Genomic DNA, 24,818 nt, shown 5'->3' on the forward strand with positions numbered 1-24,818 from the left:
GTTTATTTATTCAGTCGGGACAGTTGTTTTCTTACCTTTAGATCCTGCTGAGGCACTAAAAACTACCATCTCTTGATCACCAATGTTTTGACAATAATGATCAGTGTCCTGGGATGAAGCGAAGCTTTCACCAGCCCCTACTGTCAGGGATTGTCCGTCACTAGTTTCACAATAAAGAGTTCCTCTTTGTACATAAATAATCCCAGGCTGTGGATGAAAATGAAGAGGTGTTTTAAAACCAGGTTTAGCAGTTATTTTCTCAAGTTTCATTTCTGCTTGCCCTCTTGGATATTTAAATGAATCTCCATTCCACGATTCAGATGCACTAATAAGAGTTTCTAGTACCACAGGTTCAAGGGATGTTTGCTCCTTTGGGCTACATGCAACTATTGGAATTGAAATTCCAGCTGTAAGTGCAAGAAGTAAAAAACGGCGCATTAAAGATATGTAAATACCAGCTCGTTATAGCTGATCTAGTTTAAGCATACATCGAAAAATATTATTAGTTTCAGCTTTGAATTCTTTGATCCATGTATTTTTAAATCTTGTTTAGACCTTGCGAGTCTTTTGATTGGATGAATTCCTATTTGAAGGATGAAACCTAAGCTGATCTCTAAAATCCTCATCCCCCCAATAATAATCATCGTAAAATGAAAAAGCTGACATAGCTACACCAGCGGTAAGGAGCGCCCCCACAATCAAAACAATATAAAGAAGGGAATGAGAAGGAACCCAAATACCAGTTCCAGAAATAACCACAAAAGGCATAGTGGAGAGAAAGATTAGATTTCGACATAACTAGATTCGCTAAAGATATTGATTTTTACTACCTGAAAGAAATACCCAATTAAGAAAAACTTAAAAATCGCTCTAAAAGGATACTTCACTTTCTTGATGAATTTGGACAGAATGAACTTATGGATGAGACTCTATTTATAAAAGTCAGACCGGGTGAAGCTGTTCTTTATGAAACGGATCAGATAGGCAAAGTTCTCACATCTATAGATAGGTGTTTCGCGAGATCCAGACACACCGAGACTCTTTCAAATTGCCAACGTAGATTCTGGCGAAATCCGTTGGATTCATGGTGAAGAAGTTACTGACATCGTTAGCGAATATCGGACAACAATCAAAAAGCCTTCTACTTTCTACGAGCAAATACAGAAGCAAGAACCAACAAGAAACCCCTCTAGAACTTCCAAAAACTAAAGGGGTTATTAATCGACTCGTACTATATAAAGTCAATTATGTCTTGATGAGGTTTGGCCTCAATTACTTATATAGGCGAAAATCAATCCAAAGAACAAACAAAGTTAGAAAGCCCTACCCGAACCGAACATCAGGACCAGAAAAGTTCTTTTTAAAATAAATTTAAATTTATGGCGTAATACTGAAGCATCATCAAGCCAGACCGAGGGGAAAGCGTCAAATCCATTCCTCTATTAGCAAATTCATTAAAGTTGATTAGGTATGCACTTCTTTTGAGAACTAGAAGAGTGGGATGTTAAATCTTTTTCCTTCAAAAACATCCTCACACAATTTTGGAAAACCCTCTATTTTGAGGGCTTCTTTTTGCCTAGTATTATTCTTAATCAGATGGCGGAAATGATTAATTTAATTGGGAATTTTATTATTGCTGCTGACGCATGGACTGGGAATATTCAAAACGAGATGGATGCAAGATATGTTGAACAGTCATCACTGACTAACCTTTTTACCGAGCATAAGTTTTGGGGTTGGACTGGACTTCTTGCAATCTTCTTTGCGATTGCAGCAATATTTTATTTCCAATTTCAAGCATGGGAACAAGAAGATCATAAACAAGAGGAAATTACTCCGAAACAAAAAGAGTTTGTCGAGTTTCTTGAGAAGTCCTCAAATCAATCAAAAAATAAAGAATGAGTGAAGACCCTACATATTAAATGAATATTTCTCTGGAATAAAATTAAGACTTCTATGAATAACTAGTTCAAGACGAGTATCCAGATTTGTAATTAAAATTACTTTCCTAGTCCTATGGATTTAGTTAGAAAGTATTTTTAGATGAACCTCTATTTCTAAAAGTTAACCCAGGGGATACTGTTCTCTATGAAAAGATCAGATAGGAAAAATTCTTACTTTTATTGGGGGCTCAAGAGATCCAGACACACAACTCTCTTCTAAGTCGCAAATGTAGATTCTGGAGAAATTCGCTGGATCCATGGAGAGGGAGTTACTTAGAAAGTTAGCGAATATCGGACAACAATCAAAAATCCTTTTTCTTCTTTCGAGCAAATACAACAGCAGCAAAAGCAATAAAAGAAACTACTTTGAAAAGGCATTAATGCCGATAGCTTCAAAAGAGAGTTTGGGTTTTTAATAGACAAAATTAGCCAATTCAGGGGGATGACAAAGATCTTTACTTTTGTTCTTGGTCTTCTATTGTTTTTCAGCCCTCTAGCAGTACAAGCAGAAGAGATTGAACTAATGCCCCAAGAAGAAATATCTCAAGCACCTGCCCTTGATCCAATAACAGAAAAGCAACTAAACGATTTATTTGGAGAGGAAATGTATATTGGAGAAACTGATTGGCGTGGCAACAAGCTCTCAAGTAAAAGGGATTGATTACAGCAAGAAAAAGATAAAAAGATAGTTTTAGGCTAGGCTCAAAATATATAGGTCGAAGCACATTACAGATCAGACTTTCCTCGTTTAAAGATTAAAGGTGTAATCTTCTTCCCATTAATAGTCTATGCAGGCTATTCACTACTCGATAGCTTTATGCCCTTGTTTATGGTTGGTTTTATAGTTTAGTTGCTATATAACTAGAATGGAAAACGTTGATTTTGGTAATGAACCAATCAGATTTATAGGAACTAATAAATGAAGATAATCTTTTTAATTGCTATTATTTGTAGTCTTACTTTCCCTAGTGTACGTATAACCCTTGCAGTCTTATTAGAAGGTGCTTCTGATTATCTATATGATTCAGCCAATAAGGAAAAAACTTTTATTCCCTATTGGTTGAAGAAAGTACGAGAGGACTGACTTAGATCAATCCTTTTTTTATTTTTTATACTTCCTCTTTTCTCGGGAAAGTGCATCATTTTCTAATGTTGTATTAATCAAACCTTGGAAGTCACCTACAGCAGAAGCGATACCAAACATCACGACAAAGCTTAACCCAGCGACAATCGTCACGATCCAAGCACCTGTTCCCATATTGAGTGGTATTGCAAATAATGGGCTAGGCATCCAAAAATCAATTACTTTTATAAGCACGTTAGAGAGTATCTTTGAAAAAACAAAAACTAATTGGGGTACATATGGTTGCATGAGGTTTCACAGCTGACATTGACATAACAGAGTTTCATTGCTTTAGAAAGAATTGTTCTCTTTGCTAATGCTCAAATTATTGGTGTAATAGTTCCCAACCTGTTTGCTTTTGGGATATTCCTTGGAGAATGGGATATTTGGCTTTAACTGGGGAAATGGCTGAGATGTTCGGCTGGAAAAAAATAAATAACAGATATAGAAATTACTGCTGGAGTTGAAAAAAGATTGCCGGAATTTATGAAGTGAGTCCTACTACTGCCAGGCGTTGGTCTATTGATTAGTAACAAGCGTAAAGATCAAACAGAATCCCACCAATAAACTCACCTAGTCCGAACCATGATTTCTTCTTTGGTTGTGCTGGAGTAGATGTGGTCATTACATACATTGGCGAAGTCTATTAACAAGGATTGTTGAAAAGCCAATAAACAACCCAGCGGGTATAGCCAAGCTTGCAATAATTGTTACTTCGTTGATTCCGTACATAATTTTTAAGCGTTGGCGTTGGCTTTGCTTAGTCGTAGTTTTAAATAAAAATTGTTTAGTGGCTCTTTTATGGAAAGCATTTTTCCATAGAACTCTTCGCAATGTTGGATTAACGGCTTGAAAGGATTCATGTCCATTTTTTTTAGTCCTAAACGATTACTGAAAAAGAAACCCCCGCGTTGGAGGGTTAACTAATGGTTTTGATTACAAAAAAAGTGCAGACCTAGTGAACTTTTAATGAAATAGCGAAGGGAGGACTGGGATTTCGACGACCGTCCCCCGATCTAGCTTGATGATGCTTCCGTATCACGCCATCAATATGGGACTAATTTAAAAAGGATTTATTGAGTCCTGATGTTCGGTTTAGGTAGGGCTATCCAATCTTTTCTTGTTTTCTAACTTGATTTCGCCTATATATATAATTGAGGCCAAGCCTCATCAAGACATAATTGACTTTATATAGTACGAGTCGATTAATAACCCCTTTAGTTATTGGAATTTCTAAGGGGGTTTCTTGTTTTAACCTGTTTTTACTTTATCCATAAAAATGGGGGCCAATGCCCCCAAGTAAATCGACTGTCAACCTAGTAAGTGTTTAAGTCGAATTTTGATTCAGTAGTTTTAACTGGAATTGTATTATTTGCTAAAGAATCATCTCCTGAGGACGCTTGAAAAATAACTCCAGCTCCACCTATCAATAAAACTGCGAACATGATTGCGTGATATGCAGTAAACATTTTCTAAAAACTAAACTTTTAAAAATCTAATCAGTTGAGATATAGCAGTGATGTAGTAGAAAGCGAATGTTTCTGGGGTGTTTCTGCTACTACTGCTAGGAGGTGGTCAATGGCTTGAAAATTAGAGTTTCACCAAGTAGGAAATAAACCAAGCGGCAAAAATAATTTTTCCCAAAATGAGATATGGAACAAACTTAAAAGCCTTCTTTTCGAATGCTGCTTTGTCAAATGCTGGTTTATCAGTCGAAAGCATGAGAAAGAAGCAACTGAATTTCTAGCGGGGTTAAATCACTATTTTCTATTCCCCAAAGCTCACCTTTGTTTGAGGCTTCAAGGATAGATTCGTAAAACTCAGGTGAGAATTTTGAAAGCATTGTTCTAATTAAACGATTACGAAAGAAGCAACATCAAATGAACCTGATGCAAGTAAAAGCGCAGGGATACAAAAAAGAGCTAGGAACTTAGCTGCTGAAGAATTATTGATTGAAGTCATGGCAGGGAGAGGGTTAAAAATTTTCGGTGATACAGGGGTTGAACATTCCATTCACCGATGCGACAAATATAAAAAGTAATCTTGAAGTAATGATGTTCGGTTGGGGTAGTGCTTCCCTACTTCCATCCAATAAAAAGAAGGATTAGACCGAAGGTGTAAGAAAGGAGGCTTTATGAAACTCTTCACTCCCTTCACCATACCCAAAAAAGACAACTGCGATCTTTGCAGGATTAAAAGGAATAATCAGAAGAGGGGCAAATAGCCTCTCTTTTTTTGCTGCTGCAAAAATGTATCCGAGGATGCGGCACATTGAAAATGCGTGCGACACAAATAAATCAAGAGTTACCTCTCCACAATGACAAAAGAACTTAAGGTTTCTTCGTCCTTGCTAACGGTTGGAGTGAGTGTACTTCTTTCGCTGGGACAGCCAGATTCTTCAACTATTTAAATTCCTTTACAGGGATAGATTTGATTTCGTTTTCGACCATTAGTTTCCACATAGCTGAATTACTAGCCAAGAAGAAAACTCCAATAGCAGCAATAAAAGGGAATAGATTTTTAAATTGCTTCATTTCTACTGTTGTTGCTGCTGAATTTGCTCGTAGAAAGTGGAAGGCTTTTTGATTGTTGTTCGATATTCGCTAACGATGTCAGTAACTTCTTCACCATGAATCCAACGGATTTCGCCAGAATCTACGTTGGCAATTTGAAAGAGTGAGGGTGCATCAGGATCACGAGAGCCGCCGACAAAAGTAAGAACTTTTCCGATTTGGTCCTTTTCATATAGAACAGCGTCCCCAGGTCTGACTTTTAAAAATAAAGGTTCATCCATAAGTTCATTCTGTCCAAATCCATCAAGCAAGGGAAGTATCATTTTAGACCAAATTTCTAAGTCTGTTAAGTCAAGTAGTTTCAGAAAGTATTTGCCTAAGAAATTAAGCTATCACTAGCGAGTAAAGACTCAGTAGATCCCGCTGAGATCCCAGTCTCACTTTCTCATTAAAAAACCGAGTTCATAATTAAAGAATTATTAGAAGTTTTGCGAATATTGTGCAATCAAAAGCTTTTGGGTAGTGGTTGATCTAGGTTGAGATTTACAAAGTAAGTATCTTTTTCTCCATCAATTGTTATGCCAGCAAGGCGCAAGCGACTGACTAAACCTGAAGTTGTTGCATTGATAAGTGACTTAACTTCACAAGGAGATATTTCAGAAGAATTGTTATATGGGTTTGCAGAGAAAATTAATGGTGGACCTTTTACTACTCCTAAATCTAAGAAGCCGAAAACAATGACAATGGCAGCAGCAAGGAAGGCCGTCTTAGCTCAATTTAATTGTACAACGGTTCCTCAATTACGAAAAAATAAAACTTTCAGTATGGCGATGACAGGAGAAAAAATTTCATTCAAGTCAAAAGATGACTGGATGAAACTTTATAGAAAATGGGTTGGCGTACCTACAGAGGAGAGAAGTAAGGAAGGTGCAACTTGTATTAATGGAATCGATGTTCTAGAAAATTTTCGTCCATGGCATGTCTTTGGATTAGATAGCTCAACAGCAACAAAAGAAGATGTAAAAAAAGCATATAACTCTCTTGCAATGGTTCATCACCCAGATCATGGCGGAGATGAAAGAGTCATGGAACGGCTAACAAAAATGAAAGATTCAATTTTAGGGTTGATGTGATGACTGATAAGATTTCAAAAAAACTCGGTCCAGCGTTATTAAGTCATCATGAAGTGGCGAAAATTCTCAACAAAACTACTACGCAATTAACAAATACAATTAATTTTTTTGATGCTCATGATGATGACGAATGGGAATTACAAGAAGGAGAACATTTTGAGTTTCTAATTAAGAGTGGTCCGATTCATCTTCGCCCACGACGATTTACTGAAGAAGCTGTTGCTATTTTGGCCCGTTATTATGAAGAAAAAGGTGAAATAAACTTTGTAAATCGTGTTTTAGATGCCTTGTTAAGAAGGCGCCTTAAAAGAAAGAAAATGCTTGTCTCAAGAAAAATTGTGAAGCAGTTTGTTTCGTCTGAAGTACCTCTAGAAATAAGAGGAGAGTTCGCATTCGTTACCAAGAAAACTACTATAAATATTCTTGAGACAAATGGAAAAGGGTTTAACAATAGCGAACAACGTTTAATTAATTCTGGTTCATTAGATGGTCAAGAAGGGCTTGAAATTGATAAAGATTTTATTCGTTCAGAAGAAACAGAAGAAAGGATGTGGAGTCAAAGAGGCATTGCTCGGCTTGCAATTGATATGTCTCAAAATTCAAGGATAAAAAAATCTCGTAAAGTTTGGGTAGAGACAGTTGGTGATGTCGTAGAGGATTGTTTTAAGCAAGAGATCAAAAGATTGAATGCAGCTTCAAATAGAATTGACAAGATAATTAGTAATGCAAAAAAAGCCACGAATTACACATGCCAAGTAAGTGGGAAGAAAAAAAACAATGTTAATTCTGTGCAATTAATAGGACACCATCTGTTTGATAGACATACACGCCCAGACCTTGCTGATCTTCAAGAAAATATCTTAGTTGTCGAAAATCAAATACATATACAATTTCATGCATGGAAAGGTGGAGAAAGTTGTGAGCCAAAAGATTTTTTAAAGTTTCTATTGGACGTAAGATTTGATTTAATAGATCCAGACAATTCAGTAGCCTCAAAGAAAAGGTATCAACACCTTTTGACTTGGTTGGAGAAATTACAGAAAAACTATGAAAAAAGTTATCTAAAAAATTGATTTAAAGACAATCTTATTTTTAAAAAGCTTCGGGAGGTTTTTTTGATACACGAACTACTTTAACTCCTAAATTTTTTTCCATATCTTTTAGGACTTCTTCATCCGTTCTTTTGTCTTCAGGATCAACTGAATAGGGAACATTTATATCTGTGAAACGGCTCATAGTTCAAACCTCTCATATCTATATCTCATCTTTGGGGTATCTTTCCAAATAGCAGCATCACAATTATTGCATCCCCAAGTTCGAGGCCAAGGAAGATCTGGAATACATCCAACGCAATGAATATTTGGATTCTGGAAATCTTCCTGCGAGGGATAACCATAAATTGATTTTCTTACTGCTTTCTCACCACAACTAGGGCAGATAATTGGCTTCCTATCAGACCAATATCGGTTCTCTTCATTAGGGATCTTTGTTGTTTTCATGCAACTACTTTTTGCCCTTTCTCTTCTCACGCGCAAGTGCATCATTTTCAAGCGTTGTATTTATCAAACCTTGATAGTCTCCACCTGCTGAGGCAAGACCAAACATCACAACAAAACCTAGACCAGCAAAAATCGTCACAATCCAAGTACCTGTTCCCATATTGAGTGGTATTGCAAATAAAGGACTAGGCATTCGAAAATCAATTACTAATAAAATCACCCTAATGAGTTTTGGATGTTTAACGGTTCCTTCTGTAAATAAAGAAATAAACAATCCAAAAGACAGCTAAGTAAATAAAGAAAACTGCTATTGGGTTTACCCCTGCCACCGATGCGAATTTCAGCCCTAAAGGTAGTGAGGCAAAAATCAAACCATATCCAAGCATGTGATTAAAAACTTCCCAGCTTCGGAAGTACCAAGACAGGGCAAATCCAATGAGAACTAAAACTGCGAATATTGGCATCTATCTTTTTTCCTTTTTCATATCGTAATTAAATTTGGTAGAAACTTTGTTGCCTTGCCAAGAAAGAGTGCCTTGATACATGTCCTCACCTTGTAAATATCTAATTGCTTCATCCGACATTGGATCAGGTGAAGGTGCATCAGATATTTGTTCTGCTTGAACTGCAAAAGGACAGAAAAACAAAAGCAGACCAAGAACAAAAGCAAATAGTTTTTTTATCTAATCCAACCTATCTGCATAATCTCTGAGAATTTCTGCAATAACATTTGGTGGGATTTCTTCTTGAGCGTCCTTGCAAAGATCAAAGAACTTATCCATGAACTCTTTCCTGGTCATGTTCCTGAATGAGCCAAATTTTCTCTATTAAAGGATCAAACTCTCTTTTGTAGCTCTCGGCACTAATACTCAAATTTCATTGCAGCTACCAATCTGGATATTCTCCTTCAACTGGTTCTTCATAGAAATCTCCCTTTTTTATACCAGCAAAATATTCAGTTAAAAATTCTTCCTGGTTGGCTTGGTCTTCCAACTTAAGCGTCAGTTTCTTTTACTTGCTCAGTTTTTGTTTCTTGGCTTTTTTTGTCTTTTGAATAAGAGCAACCGCCTTCACCCCAACCCCAAGCAAGAGATGGGCCAGCAATAACTGAAAGAGCAAAAACAAATGAAATAACCTTTTTCACTTTGAACTTAAAAGTAGGTTCCATATCTTAAGAGCATTTTCATTGGTCCGTTAAATCCCTTTAATTCCTTTTTTAAGAAGACCACTATCAAGATCTTGAATAACATAAACATATCCAGAGCTGTCTGACTCAGAATCTTGCGACCAAGGATCATTTGAATCATGCCATACAGGATCTTTTACATTCATCAGAAATGTCTCCCATAAGTTGCGAGAAAGAAAAGGCGCTTCATCTAATTCCACCCGAAGCAATACTTTTCCCTTCTTTCTATTCTCTCCTCTTCTGTTCCTTCTGTCCCAACACAAGTCTTAAAGGCTTTGAGTATTAGTGAGTTCTTTTCTTCTACATCGAGTTTTCGATAGCTGCATACACTAGTGGTACTTGGAAAGTATTTGTATTTTTCGTCGGAGGCTTCTGGAAATAAATAAGTTATCGGCCATGAGTATTGATCTTCTCCATCTCCCTCTAATTTCAGTCCTCTACCAGACTTAGAAATTTCTACAAGGTGCTTAGGCTTGCCATCTTTACAACGAACTTCTATCCCATCCTGATAAGAGGGGTAGTAATAGATTCCAGCATTAACAGGTACAGTAATTCCAAATATTAACGGTGCAAGTAGTAGGCATTTCATTCTCATACAGATAGCTATCCAGAAGATTTAACTTGTCCCATTTGCAAACCAGTGAATTTAATTAATTCTTTTTGATGCTTTTTTGCTGTTCTCTTATTTAAAAATCTAAAACTTTGAACGTAATTTGAACCATCATCTTTTTGCCCCATCACAGTAAAAAAGACATTTTTCCCTTTACCTAATCTTGATCCTAATTTCGCTCCACCTAAGATTCCACCAACCGCTACTACGGGGCATAATACTCCTCCTGACATTACGCATGCAACAGTACCCATATATCCAGCTGTACTTACAGCAGCACCTCCAGCAACACCCAAAGCCAGGTTGTATTCATCTCCGCCTGTATACCATTGAATAATGTTATCTTTGTCGATAAAGCCCTGAGGACCTTCTAACCCAGACTCATTAATAGTTATTTGACAATCCTTGTTATTGCAGAGTGCATCATAGGTGTCTGCAATCACGGCGGTAGGTGACAAAAGTCCAGCAGTCAGGGCAACAAATAAAAGGCGGCGCATAAAATAAACGAGTCGAAGTCGTAGAACTTGTTGGTTCTCCCTTGCTATTCAATCATTTATTTATTCAAAAAGCTCGTAATAATAGCTATCAAGAAGATTTAACTTGTCCCATTTTTAAACCAGTCAGTTTAATTACTTCTTTTTGAAACTTCTTAGTTATTTTCTTATTTGGAAATCTAAAACTTTGAACGTAATTTGATCCATCTTCTTTTTGGCCCATAACAGTAAAAAAGTAATTATTTCCTTTGCCTAATATTGAACCTACTTTGTTAGGACCAGCCACTCCAACAGCTACTGCTACAGGACAGAATACTCCTGTTAGACATGCTGCAGTTGCAGCAGCTAATGCAGCAGTTTCCCCCTTAACACCTCCAGCTGTTCCTAACGCAAGTTTGTATGAATGCCATTGAGTAATTTTTTCTTTGTCGATAAAGCCCTGAGGACCTTCTAACCCAGATTCATTAATAGTTATTTGACAATCCTTGTTATTGCAGAGTGCATCATAGGTGTCTGCAATCGCGGCGGTAGGTGACAAAAGTCCAGCAGTCAGAGCAACAAATAAAAGGCGGCGCATAAAATAAACGAGTCGAAGTCGTAGGGCATGAGTCCTCACTCGACATAAAAGCACTCTTCCAAACTAATGACATCTTTTACATGCGTAATAGCATGGCTTTGTGCTGTGCTAATGATTCCACTAATGCTGTTTATCTGGGCATTGGATACCAAAAGAACAAGAATTAACAGATATAGAAGTTACAGCTGGAGTTGGAAAAAGATTACTGATATTTATAGCGCAAATCCAACTACTCCTAGGAGGTTGGATTTGGCATGAAGCCTCTTGACTTGTATTAAGAATTTCTTATTGTTCTTCTATACTTCTTTCTGATTTTTAAAGGATGACTTTTGCAACTACATATAGCTATAGCGATAGAAGTATTTTTGATCTAAAGACTTTATTAGCAGCAATTAGATTTATTATTGTTAATTCTATTTTGGCCTTTATTTTATTATTTCTTACTGTTGAGGAATTTGAATGGGCAATATTTTCATCTAGAAAAGGAATTACAGATAAGGTTATTGACGAAACATCATGGAATATCAAAACATTAACTTATTAGAAGTTACGGGTAAGCTTGAAAACTAGGCAAAGTTAGAGTTTCACCAAGTAGGAAATAAACCAAGCGGCAAAAATAATTTTTCCCAAAATGAGATATGGAACAAACTTAAAAGCCTTCTTTTCGAATGCTGCTTTGTCAAATGCTGGTTTATCAGTTGAAGTCATGAGAAAGAAGTAACTGAATTTCTAGCGGGGTTAAATCACTATTTTCTATTCCCCAAAGCTCACCTTTGTCTGAAGCTTCAAGGATAGATTCGTAAAAATCAGGTGAGAATTTTGAAGGCATTGTTCTAATTAAACGATTACGAAAGAAGCAACATCAAATGAACCTGATGCAAGTAAAAGCGCAGGGATACAAAAAAGAGCTAGGAACTTAGCTGCTGAAGAATTATTGATTGAAGTCATGGCAGGGAGAGGGTTGAAAATTTTCGGTGATACAGGGGTTGAACATTCCATCCACCGATGTGATAAATATAAAAAGTTCTATTGAAGTAATGATGTTCGGTTGGAGTAGTGCTTCCCTACTCCCTACAAGCCAAAAGAAGGAGTAGACCAAAGATGTAGCAAGAGGAGGTCTTATGAGACTATTCACTCCCTTCACTATTCCTCAAAAGGAAAACTGCGACCTTTGCAGAATTGAAAAGAATAAGAAAAAAGCAGTTAAGAATCCATTTTTAGATAACCTTTTTGAAAACCTTTACAGGCAAAGATTTGATTTCGTTTTTGACTGACCTTGAAAACAACAGTAAAGGAGGAGTTGCAATGCGTTTAAATTTTGTTCCTACTCACGTTTTCCGTGAAACACCTCAAGTCTCGTTCTTCGATGCAGGAGTAAAAGGATGTAATGGCTCTGATGTTGTCATTCATCACGGCAATGCAATCTCACCACCAGATGATGGAGATTTTGAACAGTATTACGTACATCGACATCAAATTGATCACAATTTAGTCATTGAAGGTAGTCGTATTTTTACGTTGATCAATCCTGAATGGGATGAACCTCATCATATTATTTATTTAAATCGTGCCATGGGCGCACTTCAAATTCCTATCGGAACATATCATCGATCAATCTCTAATAAAGAAGGAAGTATTGTTCTAAACCAAGCCGTAAGAGATGAAAAATTTAATCCTGAAAATGAATTTATACCAGTTAGTTTAAGAGAAAGAAAAGATCTACAAGAAGCTCAAAAGAAAAATCCTGTTTACTGGGTTTGGGAAAAAGAACAGATTAAAAGAATGAAGTTAGATCCAATTCAATCTAAGGAAAAAGTTTTAAATAAACTTTAGGGAAATCTAAGAGCAAATTTAAAATCCAAGATAAGTTCAACACCTATGAAAGAGATTAACCTTCGTTGATAGCTAATTACCATCTAAACAACTGGGGCTGACTAAATCAGCCCTTTTTATATGACTATTCTGCAGATTTGCTCATTAATACAATTTTAAAACCAGTACTTTCCAATCAGAATATCTCCAGTTCTAGTTGCTCATCGTCTTCCGAAGCAATAAAAAAAGCCCCTTCTGTAATGACTGAGAAGAGGCCTTTTTACTAAATTTGACAGTTAGGATTAAACAATTCCTGGGATGATCCAGCCTGTTATTCCGTAGTTAATGACTGCAGCAAAGAAGCCCATCATCGCAAGGCGACCATTCATTTGCTCTGCTGTTTTCCAGTAATTCGTTTCTTTATTCATTACACAAAACCTGGAATGATTTGACCGGTTGTTAGGTATGCGCCAATGAGAGCTAAACAGCCAACAGAAGCAGCTAGACCATTGAGTCGTTCAGCAAACAATTTGCCTTCTTCTAATCTTGGCGTTTCAGTGGTTTGACTTTTCATTAAACGAAACCTGGGATGATTTGACCTGTTGTTGCATATGCACCGACTAGAGCGATGCAACCAAATAATGCTGCATAGCCGTTAAGTCTTTCTGCAGTTACCTTTTCAGGATCAATGTTTCTGTTGTTGTTGTTTTGAGTAGTCATTAAACGACACCTGGGATTAGTTGACCGGTTGTTAGGTAGATACCTGTTAATAGAACGAATGCCATCATGGCTGGTCTGCCGATGCTTCTTTCTAGGATTGTTTTGTTAGATGGTTGCATGATTAATTGTTTTAAAAGATTCCAGGAATGATTTGACCTGTTGTTGCGTATGCACCGAAGGCTGCAACGAAGCCAAGCATTGCTGCCCAACCGTTAAACTTTTCTGCTTCTGGAGTCATTACTGGAATTGCGTTTGTGTAAGTGAAGTTAAATTATTAATTTTTCAAACGAAAGATACGGTTGGGTACGGCTTCTTCTAATCCTTAACAGCTATAAGCCTCAAACACTAACTACAGCAACTCATTAGAGAGATATTTATAAAATGATTAGATCTATTGATAACCCTCATAAGTATAAATAGCCCGAACTGGTTAGCCCTACTTCAACCGTCCTACAGGAATTGAGAGCTTCTTTTATATTTCACTCATCTTTAAATCCAAACCAGAACCGAACTTTTAGTCATGCTTGCAATCAACAAAACCACTGCTGCAAAACTAATCGTTCTCTGGAATCTTCCTGCACTACTTTTGTTAGCTGGTGCTTATGAAGTTGGTACTACCCTATTTGCTTAACTCACAATGACATCATCTGATAACAGCCCAAAGAATTGGTCTGAGTGGAACAACACAAAGCATTTCACTGATTATTCAAGAGATTCAGGAACAGGCAAATTTGTTCGCTATACGATCGCTGCATTGCTTTTCGTTCCTATTGGTTTTCTTGCTTATATGACTACTATTTGATAACTAATGATTTCAACGATCAATATTAGAAATAACAACAGAAAAGCAATAGCTGAATCTAGCGTTAAAGCTAGTATCTGATAGAAAGCTCAAATATAAAAAGTTCTACTGAAAATTAGGCTCTCGGATGTAAATCTGGGTACCTTGTCGTTTCATCTTTAACTCTGTTTGGATTTTCACGATCAGAGTTTCTGGCTGCGTTAAAAATTATTAGAAATGGAATAGCTATTGCAAAGAAATAAAAATGCAATAAAAGAAGGTCCCAAGGAACACCTGAACTTCCATAGTCGGGAAAAAACAAGGCAGTCGATAACAGCATCATACGAAGGAACACCTTATTTTTATAGACTAAAAGGATTCTGAACAATTCGTGGGATATTTAGCTTTAACTGGAAGAATGGCTTAGATGTATGGCTGGAAAAATAATAAATAACAGATATAGAAATTACGGATGGAGTTGAAAAAAGATTGCCGGAATTTATGGAGTGAGTCCTACTACTGTCAGGCGGTGGTCAGTTCAGTAAAAAGCCGATATTCTGCCAATGATCTTTAAAAATTCAAATGAAGAAAACTGCGATTGTGGGTGTTGTTGCAGCGGCAATAGGACTTGCTGTTGGTTCTCAACTTCCTAAATCTGGTACTGCGGGATATGCCGTAATTACAGGAACCACAAAAGATAGAGAAGCAGCTAAAGAGTATTTTCAAAACGTTAATCAATTCACTAAAGAATGTGGTTTTACAACCTTGGTATTAGATAGAAATACAGATATACGAGAAGGAAATAAGAGAGGAGATGGTGGTCCTCTAACTGTTATTGCAAGACATCCAAAGGGTAAGGATGCAGTAATTAAATGCTACGAATCTGATGAATATCAAAGGCTAAAAGCCATTCGAGCACCTCATACCAATTGGAATTTCCGACTAACAGAAGGAAAACTATAAATAAAAAAAGGGGGGGGGCATTTAGCCCCCTCACATAAATCGACTGTCAACCGAGCTTTCACATTAACTGTTAGGCGATTGTCTGTTTACTTAGTTCTTACACAAGATTTATTTAGATTCTATTTTTTCAGGTTCTATGTTTTCAACCTCTGTTTTTTCTGCATCTGTTTTTTTCGAAACAGCTGATTTGCCCTGACTTGACTTGAAAAGGAAGAAAGTTGGCAAAGCTAATAAAACAACAATAGCCGTAAGAAGAATGAGATTAATGGTGAAGCTACTGACTCCTAGCTCAGAAGACGTTAAAGCTAAAATCATTTGAATAAAATAATCTTATTCTTGTATTTATAATCAATAAATAAATATAATCTAAAAAACTGAGACAATTTATAGCAAGAGAATAAAAAAAGATATTTTTATAAGTATTATTAGACACATGCGTTTGTAGTTAATAGACAGGGGAGAGAAGATCAGCAGTTAGGGCGAGGAGTAAAAAGCGTTTCATTTTAATTACTTGTCATTATTCGCTTCATAAGCAAGACCATTTTGTTTGGCATATCGATTTGCGAAACGCATGAATCTATTAAAATCTCTTTGTGATCTCCAACAGTAAATAGCCTCTATAGCAGTATATTTCCCATTTTTTTTTGAAACAGCGATATTTATTTCTCTAGTAGTTATTTTCCCTTCTTCGTCAATTAAATACATTCCCTGTATTTCTTTAAAATTATCTGATAATAATGCGTCAGGACTATTAAATCTGAAGAAAGCTTGTCCTGCTTGACCATCTTTGCTTTTTGTAAGCCTTATTTCTGGAATAACTTTTTCGTCGACACCGTTAAAAAATTGTATCGCAACATCCTTCATCTACTTTTCTTGATTTCTTTTTTACTTTAAATGCTTTTTTAGAGAGAACTTTAGAGAATGTCATTGCATACATCGATATGTAGTCGCTATTACTATCAGGGAATCTTCTAAAAGCTTTTTTTTAATAAATTAAGCATTTTTTAAATTGTAATTAGTTAATAATTACAATGGATTATCAGAATAAATTCGTTTGAGGTCTTGTACTAAATCATGAATAAATATTTTGATCAGCCAATTGTTATACTTGGTGGTTTCTTGATTGACGGTAGTGCCTATAAGGAAATGACAGAATATATTAAAAGTAGAATAAAGAACAAAGTAGTAATAGTTCCAGTAAATAAAATTGAGTGGCTTAGTACTAATTGGTCATTTGGTTGGAAGAATATTCTTGATAAAGTTGAGAAAATAGTGACAGAATTATCGAAAGAATCGTCTACGAATAAAGTCACTTTGATAGGTCATAGCTCTGGAGGGATGATCCTCAGATTGTATTTATCAGATCTTTTATTTAGTCGGAAGATCTACAATGGGAAGGATTATGCAAATTGCTTAATTACACTAGGAAGTCCTAATCAAGCAAAAAGAGCCACCTATCTACGTAATTTTGTAAGCTCTAAATTGCCAGGTAGTTTCTATAGCGCAGATGTTAGTTATATATCTGTTGCTGGCGAATTAGACTTGAACGGACCTATTGCGACAAAGACATCACTAAAATTAAGCAAGTCATCTTATAGAGCATTGAATGGAAATGGAGATGTTATTGGAGATGGACTAGTCCCTAGAGATTCAGCATTACTAATTGGCTCAAAACAGGTAGTGATGAAAGAAACAGCACACGGAAAAGCTTTTGGTAAGGATTGGTATGGTTCAAAAAATAAAGTTGAAGAATGGCTTAATAAATCTTTGATATGATATAGAAGTAATTTAGAGGTTTGGATTTAATTAGATTTTAATTTATTTTGTAGACTTCTTTCTGTAAAAGCCATCCAGCTTTAGTAATCACGTATGTAATATTTGTACATGGCATAAATATTAGAATAACTATCGTTAAGTTGAAATAATTTCTTTCAGGTGTCCTATCAAAAGTTTTTAAACTTGTTTAGGGAAAAGAATAGATTGAACGCAACGGTTCTTTTAGTATTTATTGCTTTAGTCATAGTTTTGTCTTTAAGTAATGGCTCTGTTGAATTAAGTAGTCATGAATTAATCAAAGCATTCATGAGAGAAGGTGATTTAACTAATCAAATTATTTTTTGGGAACTTAGACTTCCTAGATTAATTGCTTCTTTACTTGTTGGCTCAGCATTAGGTATGTCTGGGGCTCTCCTGCAAGGAATGCTAAGAAATGGATTGGCAAGTCCTTACTTGCTCGGCATTTCTGCAGGGTCTGGCTTGGTAATTGTTTTGTTGATAAGCATGGGTTTATGGCTCTCTTGGATTCCGATTGCTGCATGGATAGGGGCAATTATCACTACGTTAATTGTCTATTGTTTAGCAAAATCTGGGACTTCCATATCAGTTGAAAGATTGATTCTTGCAGGGGTTGCTTTAAGTAGTCTTTTTGGGTCTATTCAGTCAATGCTTCTCCTACAAACAGAAGATGGAAGAGTTCAAGCTGCTTTGACTTGGTTAATAGGTAGTCTTAACTCCAGAGGTTGGACTGAAATCAAGTTAGCTGGTCCACCAATCATCTTTGCTTTAGTTGTGGGATTATTACTCTCAAGACAATTGAATTTATTAGGCTTGGGAGATGAATTATCTGTAGGTTTAGGAAATTCTTTATTTCGTTCAAGATGCTTGATTGGTGCATCTGCAACTCTGTTGGCTGCAAGCTCAGTTAGCGTTGGTGGCTTGATTGGATTTGTAGGTTTGATTGTCCCCCATGCCGTACGATTTTTATTTGGGACAGACTATAAAGTTGTTCTTCCATTCTCTGCTTTATTAGGTGCCTTTACCCTTAGTTCGGCCGATTTGATTGCAAGATCGGGGTCTATTGAATTGCCTGTTGGAATCATCACATCATTATTAGGCGCTCCAATTTTTATAGTCTTATTGTATAAAAGACAAAAATCCTTAACTAGTATGAGATAGACGTAATGACACTAATAACAAAAGATTTCTCTACCGGTTATGAAGAAAATCAAATCATTAAATCGATAAGTCTCTCATTAGAGAAATCTGAGTGGTTAGGAATTGTTGGAGCGAATGGATCAGGTAAATCCACTTTCTTAAAAGGTATAAGCCGCATACTTGACGCACATACAGGTAATGCCTATTTGGATGGGCAGGATATTCATCATTCTTCTACTAAGGAAATAGCAAAAAAGATTTCTGTATTACCTCAGCATCAGAGGTCTAATTTAACTCTTACCGTCTATGAATTGGTATGTCTTGGACGGTCTCCTCATAAAAAATGGTGGGAACTCGACCTTGATGAAAATGATCATATAAAAGTAGAGAGATCCATCGAATTAACTGATATGACAGTTTTTAAGGATAAACCTGTTGATAAATTATCTGGAGGGCAAAGGCAAAGGGCTTTCCTTTCTTTAGCTCTTGCGCAAGATGCAAAAACACTTTTATTGGATGAACCAACAACTTTTTTAGATCTTCGCTATCAACTTCAATTCTTAGACCTACTCAAGAAAATAAATCATGAACAGGAAATTTCAATTGTTACTGTTATTCATGACTTGAACTTGGCTGCGAGATACTGCGATCGGATTGCAGTACTTAAAGACGGCGAATTATTAGCTATCGACAAACCAAGAGAAGTTCTAACTCATGAGCTTTTGAAAAATGCTTTTCAAGTTGAGACATGCCAAATAGAAACACCTATTGGTCTTCAAGTATGTACAATTAAATCTTGCTGAAATGGCATAATCAATTTGTATATAGACATAGAAGTATAGCTTTATACCTGTAAGAGGATCTAATAGCACCTTTTAGCCTATGGATTACCAGAAAGAATCTTTTTGCTTATTTATATGTATAGAACGATACCTTTTTGAAAAGTTTTTCAATAAATTTATGTCTATAAAAATAAGTATATTTTCTTGTTGTGTGAGGCAAGGGTGAAGCTTTTTCGTAAGCTGCTGGTTATTCCTGCGGCAATCTCTTTTTTAGGTTCTTCTACAGCAATTGCATTGCAAGTTGAATCAAATTCTCCTAAAGGATTTGGAGTTAAGACAAATAGAGATGCAACTTTAATTGCTCAGGGAGGACAAGAAGATGCAGCTGGTAAAATTAAAATTACTGTTACTGGTACTAAAACACCAAGAGCAACTTCTGAATATCCAGGGAGTGTAACTGTTATCGAAGGAGAGGAAATATACTCAAATCAGTCTCCTACTTTAAGAAATTTATTACAGGATGTACCTGGTGTTAGTACAAAGAAATTTACTCAAAGTGGAGTAAGGGGAATAACAAGTCAAGAAGACGTAAATATAAGAGGTATGAATGGCGATAGAGTTTTAATGCAAGTTGATGGAATAAGACTACCTACCTATTCCTATGGAAGTTATTACACTTTTGGCAGAGGTAGTTATGTAGATTTCAATACGCTCAAATCAGTTGAAGTTCTGAAAGGTCCAGCCTCAACACTTTATGGAAGTGATGCTCTTGGGGGGGCAATTACATTTAGACAGCTATCCCCATCTGATTTATTAAAAGAAGACGGCACATATGCTGTTGAGTTGCCAACCTATTACGATGGAGCAAATGAAGGGTTAGGAGGAGCGATAAAAATTGCGGCACCTCTATCGGAAAGACTCTCAGGATTATTTATTGTTAGTGGGGAGAGAGGGGGAGATCCTGCAACAAATGCAGATGATAAATACATAAACGGAGGAGAGAGTTCTGGTAATACATTATTTTCTAATCTTGAGTTAAATATTGATGATTATTCAAAAGCAAATTTTATAGCTGAAAGTATAAATAAATCAACAGATGAAGATCCAGTCAAGCCTGACAACTTACCAAGTGGTTATAGCTCTTTAGACTCTGAAAGTGAAACACAAACAAATAGATATTCAATATCATATGTTTATGAAAATCCATCTAATGGTAAGTCGGTACAGTACTCGAAAGTCAAAGCTTATTTTCAAGATATAGAAGCAGATCATAAATATAGTCGTAATGCGGTTGTTTATGGAAGGCCATCAAATCAGAAAAGAGACCAACCTTTTGAACATTCTTCATATGGAGCAGAGTTACAGTTTAGGAGTGATAGAAGCGTTGGAAATTCTCTACATCAAATTTCTTATGGCCTAGATTTTTCTGAAAGTGATAATGAAAGAGAAAGAAAGGTTACCAATAACTTGACTGGGGTAACAGAAAGCCTTAAAGAAACACCTGATTCGACTATTCAACGAACTGGTGTATACATACAAGATGAAATTGCTGTAAATGATAAATTAGATATTATCGCTGGCATTAGATATGATAATTTTGATTTAGATGCCGAATCAGATGCAGCATATTTAGCTAATGGAGTAGGTGTTCTAGAACCAGTTGGCTATAATGAAAGTGCTATTAGTCCGAAATTGTCTGCAATATATAAGGTTAATCCTGAGCTCTCTTTCTATGGTCTATATGCAAGAGGTTTTAGAGCACCAAATTATGTTGATATGAATAGTAGTTTTACTAATGTCCAGAGAAGATATACAACTTATTCTAATCCTGATTTGAAGCCTGAGACAAGTGATACATTTGAAGTTGGGTTAAGAAAATTTACTGATAAATTTGATTGGAATATTTCAGGATTCTTCAGTAAATATGATGATTATATTGAACAACATAGTTATATAGGTCAATCAGCAAGTGGATTCAGTGAATATAAGTCTGTGAATAAAGATGAGATTGATATTTATGGTACTGAAATTGAGGCTGAATATAGGTTTAATCCTGATTCAACTGGAATAAGTTTGCTAGCATCCTTGGGCTACCAGCATGGAGAAAATACAAAAACAGATACGGCTCTTGAGTCAATAGAACCACTTAAAGCGATAGCTATTCTTAGATATAAAACCTCAGATAATAAAATTACTGTTGATTTGAAGAACACTCATGTAGGAGGACCGAGAGTAGAAAGTGGAACAACTACATACGTTCCTGATTCTTATAATAAGGTTGATTTGATTGGTAGTCTAAAACAATCAGATAGATTAGAAGTTGATTTAGGAGTTTATAATTTGTTTGACGAAAGATATTACTATTACTCCGATGTCAAAGGATTGTCTAAGACAGCTGCCAATTTAGAGGGATATTCTCAACCCTCTAGGCATATTAAGGCTGGGTTTAATTTCAGATTTTAAATTTTATATAGTAAGTATAAATTAAGTCAAGTTTTTAATTAAACAAAAAAGTTAATGAAGATTCTAAATTATTTCTACTTTTTACCATTTTTGTTATTAAGTTCTTGTTCGTCATTTAATTCTAATAATGGAGCAATAAGTGATAGTAATTCAAAGCTCTTACAAGATAAGAGTATTAATAAAGTAATTACTTTAACATCATTAAGTACTGATATTGTTAGTGCTTTATCAAGGGATAAACTTGTAGCTATTCCTGGAAGTTCACTTTTTAAAGGTAAAATTGACTATCAGAAATTGCCAAGAATAAGTCAGGGCAGAACTCCACCTAATTTAGAGAAAATTGTTTCTTTGAAGCCAGATTTGGTAATTGGGACAAAGGGTTTTCATGACAAAATACTAGGCAAACTTAAAGATATTAATATTCAAACAATTTCGTATGAATTAAATGATTGGAATAGCCTAGAAAATACTATTAATTTAATTTCTACTAAATTAGATATAAATAATTTGAGGACATCTAATGAAATAGTTAACACTAAATTGAAAGAATGTGTTGTTGCCAATGAACAAAATGAAAACCCTAGTGTAGTTGTTCTTGCTAGTACAAAACCTATTCTCTCTCCTAACTCAAAAAGTTGGGCTGGAAATCTTCTTCAAAGATTTGGTATAAATAGTCTAACTAAAGATCTTGATTCAAAAAGTGAGTTTCGAGGTTACGTAAATTTATCACCAGAATGGTTAATAAAAGAAGATCCTGATAACTTAATTATTATCCAAACAAGGCCTGGACAATACGTTGACTTTGAAAAATCTAAGCCATTTTCTAATCTAAAAGCAGTTAAATCTGATCAAGTGTATCGTTTTAATTACTATGGGCTAATAAATGCAGGTAGTTTAGAGAGTATTAATAGTGCATGTTTAAAACTTAGAAAAATATTTTAACTACTTATTTTATTTTTAAATCGTATTCAATATTTATTGAAGTTTCCTCTTCTAAGGGGTAAAAAGTAGAATTAATTGCAGCTTTTTTAGCAGCTTTATCAATTGATTCATGCCCACTGTGACTTATTAACTCTGCCTTAAAGACTTTTCCCTTTTTGTTAATCCATACTTTTACTATAGGAGTTCCCTCTGCTCCTCTTCTAAGAGCGATTGGAGGGTATATAGGCCGAACACATTTCAAACAAGTAATTTTTATTGTTCCCTTGCCCATTAAAGATCCCTTTTCTGGCTCATTATTGTTTATACCTTCACTAGATCCGCTCCCTTTTTCCTCTTTTAATATAGTTTTGTTTACCGAATTACTTTTATTTAACTTCTGTTCAATTTGATTCTCATTTATCTTTTTAGTTATTTTTTTATTTTCAAATGATTTTTCTTGATCTAAAGGATTTTTATTATTAATTTTTTCTTTTAATTCTTCTTTTGTTGAAGGTCTTTTAATTGATTTTTCACTTCTTTTTGTGGCTTCCCCTAATCCTGATTCTTGGAAATTATCAATCAGCTCAATTGGAATAATTTTCTTACCTAAACTGATATCTTTTTCTTTTTCTACAAATAAAAAGAAGGAAAGGTGAATCAATACTGACAAGAGGATGTAATAATTGATTCTAATTGTTTTTATCTTATTCATTTTTCTAGGTAATTATTAATCCAATTAGCTTTCTTTTATTAGGATTATGATTGTTATATTCATTATAAGTCTTCTTGTTTGATCTTTTCAAATCAGGCGGCATAGTTATGTGGCCATTATTATTGATTTCAATTACTTCTTTAGCGTGCATATTTGAAAGAATTGCATACTGGATAGATGTAATAAAAAAAAATGATAGTAAACTAATGATTACAGTTGAAAAATATTCAACTATTTCTTCTGTGGATTTTACGAAACAAAATGAGATTTCTTCCATTCCATTAGAAAAAGTATTGTTAGATTCCTTGAAAATTATAGATAGAAGTCTTCTAACTGATAAAAATTCTATTGATCTAAAATTAGCATTAGAAATATCAATTCAATCAATTCAATCTGAATTTGGAAAGTTTAGTAATTTGTTCTCTACAATTATTACTGTCTCTCCTTTGCTTGGACTTTTAGGGACAGTTTTGGGGCTTATAAATTCTTTTTCATTTATAAAATTAGGAGAATCTGGTGTTAATGCTCAAGAAGTTACTGGTGGTATAAGTGAGGCATTGATTTCCACAGCAACTGGTTTAATTATTGCTATTATTACACTCATCTTTTCTAACTATTTTAATAGTTTATGGAGGAAACAAAATTCTATTCTAAATCAGTATTGTGGTAGATTTGAGATGCTATATAGAGCAAATAAATTATAATAATGGTCTATTTTAAAGAAGATAATAAGAGCGAGAATAAAATTGATATTTTGCCTATGATAGATATTATATTTTCTATTTTAGCTTTTCTTATTATTTCTAGTCTTTATTTAACTCGTGTTGAAACTGTATCTGTTGAATTGCCGAAGGCAAGTAACTCGATTACGCAGAATAAGAAGTTTGTGAATATATCTATTGATAAAGGTGGTAGTTTATTTATAAATAAAAAAAGAACAAGATTACAGGAAATGAGAGTCAAGGTTGTTAATTTGACTAATAAAAATAAGAATTTAGTTGTTCTCAATGCAGATAAAAATGTTTCTCATGGTTATGTAATTAGTGTTCTAGATGTTCTTAGGAGTATTGATGGTTTAAAAATAGCAATTTCGACTAAGTCAATAGACTAAGAATATCTTAGAAGATAAATTAACATAGTCAAAATTATAATAGTTTGGCCCTGAAGTAATTAATGAATTTGTCTTGGCTATGGTTTCTTCGTGAATAATTCATTTAGTTCTCTTTCTTCATCATTGCTAATAAGGCATTTTCCTCTTATTTGATTGATTAATGGCTTGTACATACCCTTTAAAACAATCTCATCACTCATCAAACCTATATATTGAAAGTAAGAATATTTAAGAGTCTTCTCATTGTCTAACCCCTCAAAAAAATGATCGGCTTTAGCACTGCAAAATCTCTCTGCGTATTTATTTGCAATTATTATTTGAGATTTATCTAGGATAGATTCATTTTCATAACTACTAACTTTAGATGAAAGTGCGATAAAGATAAAAAGAAATGCTATGGCATAACTAAAAAAACTTTTCATACGTCTATCATGTCAACTTTGATGAGATGTAAACATTAGACCTTTGTCTATTCTTTACGAACTAATTCTTCATTAACTTCAGGGATTACTTCAGAACCTGTAAACACAGTCCATAAAAA

At 35.0% G+C, this 24,818-nt stretch carries 50 protein-coding genes; 19 read left to right on the forward strand and 31 right to left on the reverse strand.

Annotated features, from left to right (window positions below):
- Nucleotides 1-6 precede the first annotated feature (6 nt).
- Nucleotides 7-438: a cupin domain-containing protein gene (locus O5637_RS03315; protein WP_269606087.1), complete on the reverse strand. Its 432-nt coding sequence runs from the start codon at nt 436-438 to the stop codon at nt 7-9.
- A 111-nt stretch (nt 439-549) separates the two neighbouring features.
- Entirely contained in the window at nt 550-768 is a 219-nt protein-coding gene (locus tag O5637_RS03320; RefSeq protein WP_269606089.1) for a hypothetical protein, read from the reverse strand.
- A gap of 279 nt (nt 769-1,047) precedes the next feature.
- Between O5637_RS03320 and O5637_RS03325 the strand changes: the two genes are divergently transcribed.
- The 4 genes from O5637_RS03325 (at nt 1,048) to O5637_RS03340 (ending at nt 3,027) form a co-directional block, all read left to right on the forward strand.
- Nucleotides 1,048-1,209 (forward strand): hypothetical protein, encoded by a 162-nt coding sequence (locus O5637_RS03325; RefSeq protein ID WP_269606893.1) that lies wholly within the window; start codon nt 1,048-1,050, stop codon nt 1,207-1,209.
- A gap of 363 nt (nt 1,210-1,572) precedes the next feature.
- A complete protein-coding gene (locus O5637_RS03330) occupies nt 1,573-1,902 on the forward strand; it encodes a hypothetical protein (RefSeq protein ID WP_269606091.1) in 330 nt (109 codons plus the stop codon).
- A gap of 483 nt (nt 1,903-2,385) precedes the next feature.
- Entirely contained in the window at nt 2,386-2,604 is a 219-nt protein-coding gene (locus O5637_RS03335; RefSeq protein ID WP_269606093.1) for a hypothetical protein, read from the forward strand.
- Nucleotides 2,605-2,862: 258 nt separating this feature from the next.
- Nucleotides 2,863-3,027 carry a hypothetical protein gene (locus O5637_RS03340; RefSeq protein WP_269606094.1) on the forward strand — a complete coding sequence of 55 codons (165 nt, stop codon included), beginning with the start codon at nt 2,863-2,865 and terminating at the stop codon, nt 3,025-3,027.
- Between the two features lie 18 nt (nt 3,028-3,045).
- Here the strand turns inward: O5637_RS03340 and O5637_RS03345 are convergent, their stop codons facing one another.
- Entirely contained in the window at nt 3,046-3,234 is a 189-nt protein-coding gene (locus tag O5637_RS03345; protein WP_269606096.1) for a hypothetical protein, read from the reverse strand.
- A gap of 433 nt (nt 3,235-3,667) precedes the next feature.
- On the opposite strand from O5637_RS03345, the gene O5637_RS03350 reads away from it, so the two are divergent.
- Nucleotides 3,668-3,919 carry a hypothetical protein gene (locus tag O5637_RS03350; protein WP_269606098.1) on the forward strand — a complete coding sequence of 84 codons (252 nt, stop codon included), beginning with the start codon at nt 3,668-3,670 and terminating at the stop codon, nt 3,917-3,919.
- A 463-nt stretch (nt 3,920-4,382) separates the two neighbouring features.
- On the opposite strand, the gene O5637_RS03355 is transcribed toward O5637_RS03350, so the two are convergent.
- The 6 genes from O5637_RS03355 to O5637_RS03380 all read right to left on the reverse strand — a co-directional run bounded on the left by O5637_RS03355 (nt 4,383) and on the right by O5637_RS03380 (nt 5,902).
- Nucleotides 4,383-4,535: a hypothetical protein gene (locus O5637_RS03355; RefSeq protein WP_269606100.1), complete on the reverse strand. Its 153-nt coding sequence runs from the start codon at nt 4,533-4,535 to the stop codon at nt 4,383-4,385.
- 239 nt (nt 4,536-4,774) lie between these two features.
- A complete protein-coding gene (locus O5637_RS03360; protein ID WP_269606101.1) occupies nt 4,775-4,909 on the reverse strand; it encodes a hypothetical protein in 135 nt (44 codons plus the stop codon).
- Between the two features lie 8 nt (nt 4,910-4,917).
- On the reverse strand, nt 4,918-5,079 hold the full coding sequence (locus O5637_RS03365; RefSeq protein ID WP_269606103.1) for a hypothetical protein: 162 nt from the start codon (nt 5,077-5,079) through the stop codon (nt 4,918-4,920).
- Between the two features lie 91 nt (nt 5,080-5,170).
- Nucleotides 5,171-5,338, reverse strand: a complete 168-nt coding sequence (locus O5637_RS03370) for a hypothetical protein (protein ID WP_269606106.1) — start codon at nt 5,336-5,338, stop codon at nt 5,171-5,173.
- Nucleotides 5,339-5,468: 130 nt separating this feature from the next.
- Nucleotides 5,469-5,600: a hypothetical protein gene (locus O5637_RS03375; protein WP_269606108.1), complete on the reverse strand. Its 132-nt coding sequence runs from the start codon at nt 5,598-5,600 to the stop codon at nt 5,469-5,471.
- A 2-nt stretch (nt 5,601-5,602) separates the two neighbouring features.
- A complete protein-coding gene (locus O5637_RS03380) occupies nt 5,603-5,902 on the reverse strand; it encodes a DUF3104 domain-containing protein (protein WP_269606110.1) in 300 nt (99 codons plus the stop codon).
- 255 nt (nt 5,903-6,157) lie between these two features.
- Between O5637_RS03380 and O5637_RS03385 the strand changes: the two genes are divergently transcribed.
- Nucleotides 6,158-6,712, forward strand: coding sequence for a J domain-containing protein (locus tag O5637_RS03385; RefSeq protein ID WP_269606113.1), 555 nt, complete (start codon nt 6,158-6,160; stop codon nt 6,710-6,712).
- A complete protein-coding gene (locus tag O5637_RS03390) occupies nt 6,712-7,785 on the forward strand; it encodes a hypothetical protein (protein WP_269606115.1) in 1,074 nt (357 codons plus the stop codon). Before O5637_RS03385 ends, O5637_RS03390 begins: the two co-directional genes overlap by 1 nt.
- Nucleotides 7,786-7,804: 19 nt before the next feature.
- Here O5637_RS03390 and O5637_RS03395 read toward each other — a convergent pair whose 3' ends face one another.
- From O5637_RS03395 to O5637_RS03440, 10 genes are all read right to left on the reverse strand, one after another.
- Nucleotides 7,805-7,948 carry a hypothetical protein gene (locus tag O5637_RS03395; RefSeq protein ID WP_269606117.1) on the reverse strand — a complete coding sequence of 48 codons (144 nt, stop codon included), beginning with the start codon at nt 7,946-7,948 and terminating at the stop codon, nt 7,805-7,807.
- The gene (locus tag O5637_RS03400) at nt 7,945-8,211 is read right to left on the reverse strand and encodes a hypothetical protein (protein ID WP_269606119.1); all 267 of its coding nucleotides are present in this window, start codon (nt 8,209-8,211) and stop codon (nt 7,945-7,947) included. Before O5637_RS03400 ends, O5637_RS03395 begins: the two co-directional genes overlap by 4 nt.
- A gap of 4 nt (nt 8,212-8,215) precedes the next feature.
- Nucleotides 8,216-8,404: a hypothetical protein gene (locus O5637_RS03405; RefSeq protein ID WP_269606122.1), complete on the reverse strand. Its 189-nt coding sequence runs from the start codon at nt 8,402-8,404 to the stop codon at nt 8,216-8,218.
- Between the two features lie 46 nt (nt 8,405-8,450).
- Nucleotides 8,451-8,675: a hypothetical protein gene (locus tag O5637_RS03410; RefSeq protein WP_269606125.1), complete on the reverse strand. Its 225-nt coding sequence runs from the start codon at nt 8,673-8,675 to the stop codon at nt 8,451-8,453.
- A complete protein-coding gene (locus O5637_RS03415; RefSeq protein ID WP_269606128.1) occupies nt 8,676-8,858 on the reverse strand; it encodes a hypothetical protein in 183 nt (60 codons plus the stop codon).
- A gap of 347 nt (nt 8,859-9,205) precedes the next feature.
- Nucleotides 9,206-9,379 (reverse strand): hypothetical protein, encoded by a 174-nt coding sequence (locus tag O5637_RS03420; protein WP_269606131.1) that lies wholly within the window; start codon nt 9,377-9,379, stop codon nt 9,206-9,208.
- 26 nt (nt 9,380-9,405) lie between these two features.
- Nucleotides 9,406-9,543, reverse strand: coding sequence for a hypothetical protein (locus O5637_RS03425; RefSeq protein ID WP_269606134.1), 138 nt, complete (start codon nt 9,541-9,543; stop codon nt 9,406-9,408).
- Between the two features lie 44 nt (nt 9,544-9,587).
- Nucleotides 9,588-9,986, reverse strand: a complete 399-nt coding sequence (locus tag O5637_RS03430; RefSeq protein ID WP_269606136.1) for a hypothetical protein — start codon at nt 9,984-9,986, stop codon at nt 9,588-9,590.
- A 14-nt stretch (nt 9,987-10,000) separates the two neighbouring features.
- Entirely contained in the window at nt 10,001-10,504 is a 504-nt protein-coding gene (locus O5637_RS03435; protein WP_269606138.1) for a hypothetical protein, read from the reverse strand.
- Nucleotides 10,505-10,592: 88 nt separating this feature from the next.
- Nucleotides 10,593-11,078 carry a hypothetical protein gene (locus O5637_RS03440; RefSeq protein WP_269606140.1) on the reverse strand — a complete coding sequence of 162 codons (486 nt, stop codon included), beginning with the start codon at nt 11,076-11,078 and terminating at the stop codon, nt 10,593-10,595.
- 66 nt (nt 11,079-11,144) lie between these two features.
- Here O5637_RS03440 and O5637_RS03445 point away from each other — a divergent pair, with 66 nt between their 5' ends.
- Nucleotides 11,145-11,336 (forward strand): hypothetical protein, encoded by a 192-nt coding sequence (locus tag O5637_RS03445; protein ID WP_269606142.1) that lies wholly within the window; start codon nt 11,145-11,147, stop codon nt 11,334-11,336.
- Between the two features lie 64 nt (nt 11,337-11,400).
- On the forward strand, nt 11,401-11,622 hold the full coding sequence (locus tag O5637_RS03450) for a hypothetical protein (RefSeq protein ID WP_269606144.1): 222 nt from the start codon (nt 11,401-11,403) through the stop codon (nt 11,620-11,622).
- Nucleotides 11,623-11,772: 150 nt separating this feature from the next.
- Here the strand turns inward: O5637_RS03450 and O5637_RS03455 are convergent, their stop codons facing one another.
- Together O5637_RS03455 and O5637_RS03460 are read right to left on the reverse strand one after the other, a co-directional pair.
- Nucleotides 11,773-11,907 carry a hypothetical protein gene (locus O5637_RS03455; RefSeq protein WP_257473379.1) on the reverse strand — a complete coding sequence of 45 codons (135 nt, stop codon included), beginning with the start codon at nt 11,905-11,907 and terminating at the stop codon, nt 11,773-11,775.
- A gap of 8 nt (nt 11,908-11,915) precedes the next feature.
- Complete coding sequence (locus tag O5637_RS03460) at nt 11,916-12,077, reverse strand: hypothetical protein (protein ID WP_269606103.1); 162 nt, start codon at nt 12,075-12,077, stop codon at nt 11,916-11,918.
- A 306-nt stretch (nt 12,078-12,383) separates the two neighbouring features.
- Here O5637_RS03460 and O5637_RS03465 point away from each other — a divergent pair, with 306 nt between their 5' ends.
- Nucleotides 12,384-12,911: a hemagglutinin gene (locus tag O5637_RS03465; protein WP_269606895.1), complete on the forward strand. Its 528-nt coding sequence runs from the start codon at nt 12,384-12,386 to the stop codon at nt 12,909-12,911.
- A 281-nt stretch (nt 12,912-13,192) separates the two neighbouring features.
- On the opposite strand, the gene O5637_RS03470 is transcribed toward O5637_RS03465, so the two are convergent.
- From O5637_RS03470 to O5637_RS03490, 5 genes are read right to left on the reverse strand one after another with little or no spacing between them, the layout of a single operon-like run.
- Nucleotides 13,193-13,318, reverse strand: coding sequence for a chlorophyll a/b-binding protein (locus O5637_RS03470; RefSeq protein WP_011294605.1), 126 nt, complete (start codon nt 13,316-13,318; stop codon nt 13,193-13,195).
- A complete protein-coding gene (locus tag O5637_RS03475; protein WP_269604621.1) occupies nt 13,318-13,464 on the reverse strand; it encodes a high light inducible protein in 147 nt (48 codons plus the stop codon). The genes O5637_RS03470 and O5637_RS03475 overlap by 1 nt, the downstream gene beginning before the upstream one ends.
- Entirely contained in the window at nt 13,464-13,610 is a 147-nt protein-coding gene (locus O5637_RS03480) for a high light inducible protein (protein ID WP_269604620.1), read from the reverse strand. The genes O5637_RS03475 and O5637_RS03480 overlap by 1 nt, the downstream gene beginning before the upstream one ends.
- Nucleotides 13,610-13,729: a high light inducible protein gene (locus O5637_RS03485; RefSeq protein WP_011294968.1), complete on the reverse strand. Its 120-nt coding sequence runs from the start codon at nt 13,727-13,729 to the stop codon at nt 13,610-13,612. Before O5637_RS03485 ends, O5637_RS03480 begins: the two co-directional genes overlap by 1 nt.
- An 11-nt stretch (nt 13,730-13,740) precedes the next feature.
- A complete protein-coding gene (locus tag O5637_RS03490; protein ID WP_011125327.1) occupies nt 13,741-13,848 on the reverse strand; it encodes a high light inducible protein in 108 nt (35 codons plus the stop codon).
- Nucleotides 13,849-14,247: 399 nt separating this feature from the next.
- Here O5637_RS03490 and O5637_RS03495 point away from each other — a divergent pair, with 399 nt between their 5' ends.
- The gene (locus O5637_RS03495; protein WP_187152602.1) at nt 14,248-14,412 is read left to right on the forward strand and encodes a hypothetical protein; all 165 of its coding nucleotides are present in this window, start codon (nt 14,248-14,250) and stop codon (nt 14,410-14,412) included.
- Nucleotides 14,413-14,527: 115 nt separating this feature from the next.
- On the opposite strand, the gene O5637_RS03500 is transcribed toward O5637_RS03495, so the two are convergent.
- The gene (locus tag O5637_RS03500; protein WP_269606147.1) at nt 14,528-14,734 is read right to left on the reverse strand and encodes a hypothetical protein; all 207 of its coding nucleotides are present in this window, start codon (nt 14,732-14,734) and stop codon (nt 14,528-14,530) included.
- 239 nt (nt 14,735-14,973) lie between these two features.
- Here O5637_RS03500 and O5637_RS03505 point away from each other — a divergent pair, with 239 nt between their 5' ends.
- Nucleotides 14,974-15,354, forward strand: coding sequence for a DUF1330 domain-containing protein (locus O5637_RS03505; protein ID WP_269606149.1), 381 nt, complete (start codon nt 14,974-14,976; stop codon nt 15,352-15,354).
- A 108-nt stretch (nt 15,355-15,462) separates the two neighbouring features.
- Here O5637_RS03505 and O5637_RS03510 read toward each other — a convergent pair whose 3' ends face one another.
- Both O5637_RS03510 and psb28 read right to left on the reverse strand, forming a co-directional pair.
- Nucleotides 15,463-15,669 carry a hypothetical protein gene (locus O5637_RS03510; RefSeq protein ID WP_269606151.1) on the reverse strand — a complete coding sequence of 69 codons (207 nt, stop codon included), beginning with the start codon at nt 15,667-15,669 and terminating at the stop codon, nt 15,463-15,465.
- A gap of 192 nt (nt 15,670-15,861) precedes the next feature.
- Nucleotides 15,862-16,218 carry a photosystem II reaction center protein Psb28 gene (psb28, locus tag O5637_RS03515; protein WP_269606153.1) on the reverse strand — a complete coding sequence of 119 codons (357 nt, stop codon included), beginning with the start codon at nt 16,216-16,218 and terminating at the stop codon, nt 15,862-15,864.
- Between the two features lie 210 nt (nt 16,219-16,428).
- On the opposite strand from psb28, the gene O5637_RS03520 reads away from it, so the two are divergent.
- The 5 genes from O5637_RS03520 (at nt 16,429) to O5637_RS03540 (ending at nt 22,475) form a co-directional block, all read left to right on the forward strand.
- A complete protein-coding gene (locus O5637_RS03520) occupies nt 16,429-17,130 on the forward strand; it encodes an esterase/lipase family protein (RefSeq protein WP_269606154.1) in 702 nt (233 codons plus the stop codon).
- Nucleotides 17,131-17,334: 204 nt separating this feature from the next.
- Nucleotides 17,335-18,309: a FecCD family ABC transporter permease gene (locus O5637_RS03525; RefSeq protein WP_269606156.1), complete on the forward strand. Its 975-nt coding sequence runs from the start codon at nt 17,335-17,337 to the stop codon at nt 18,307-18,309.
- Between the two features lie 5 nt (nt 18,310-18,314).
- Nucleotides 18,315-19,091, forward strand: a complete 777-nt coding sequence (locus O5637_RS03530; protein WP_269606158.1) for an ABC transporter ATP-binding protein — start codon at nt 18,315-18,317, stop codon at nt 19,089-19,091.
- Between the two features lie 201 nt (nt 19,092-19,292).
- Nucleotides 19,293-21,533 carry a TonB-dependent hemoglobin/transferrin/lactoferrin family receptor gene (locus O5637_RS03535; protein ID WP_269606160.1) on the forward strand — a complete coding sequence of 747 codons (2,241 nt, stop codon included), beginning with the start codon at nt 19,293-19,295 and terminating at the stop codon, nt 21,531-21,533.
- Nucleotides 21,534-21,623: 90 nt separating this feature from the next.
- A complete protein-coding gene (locus O5637_RS03540) occupies nt 21,624-22,475 on the forward strand; it encodes an ABC transporter substrate-binding protein (RefSeq protein WP_269606162.1) in 852 nt (283 codons plus the stop codon).
- A 4-nt stretch (nt 22,476-22,479) separates the two neighbouring features.
- Here O5637_RS03540 and O5637_RS03545 read toward each other — a convergent pair whose 3' ends face one another.
- Nucleotides 22,480-23,166, reverse strand: a complete 687-nt coding sequence (locus tag O5637_RS03545) for an energy transducer TonB (RefSeq protein WP_269606164.1) — start codon at nt 23,164-23,166, stop codon at nt 22,480-22,482.
- A 74-nt stretch (nt 23,167-23,240) separates the two neighbouring features.
- On the opposite strand from O5637_RS03545, the gene O5637_RS03550 reads away from it, so the two are divergent.
- Together O5637_RS03550 and O5637_RS03555 are read left to right on the forward strand one after the other, a co-directional pair.
- Nucleotides 23,241-23,870: a MotA/TolQ/ExbB proton channel family protein gene (locus O5637_RS03550; protein ID WP_269606166.1), complete on the forward strand. Its 630-nt coding sequence runs from the start codon at nt 23,241-23,243 to the stop codon at nt 23,868-23,870.
- Between the two features lie 56 nt (nt 23,871-23,926).
- The gene (locus O5637_RS03555) at nt 23,927-24,277 is read left to right on the forward strand and encodes an ExbD/TolR family protein (RefSeq protein ID WP_420063730.1); all 351 of its coding nucleotides are present in this window, start codon (nt 23,927-23,929) and stop codon (nt 24,275-24,277) included.
- A 77-nt stretch (nt 24,278-24,354) separates the two neighbouring features.
- Here O5637_RS03555 and O5637_RS03560 read toward each other — a convergent pair whose 3' ends face one another.
- Entirely contained in the window at nt 24,355-24,699 is a 345-nt protein-coding gene (locus tag O5637_RS03560; RefSeq protein WP_269606169.1) for a hypothetical protein, read from the reverse strand.
- Between the last annotated feature and the right edge of the window lie 119 nt (nt 24,700-24,818).

This window comes from Prochlorococcus marinus str. MIT 0917, assembly GCF_027359575.1.
GTDB lineage: Bacteria > Cyanobacteriota > Cyanobacteriia > PCC-6307 > Cyanobiaceae > Prochlorococcus_B > Prochlorococcus_B marinus_D.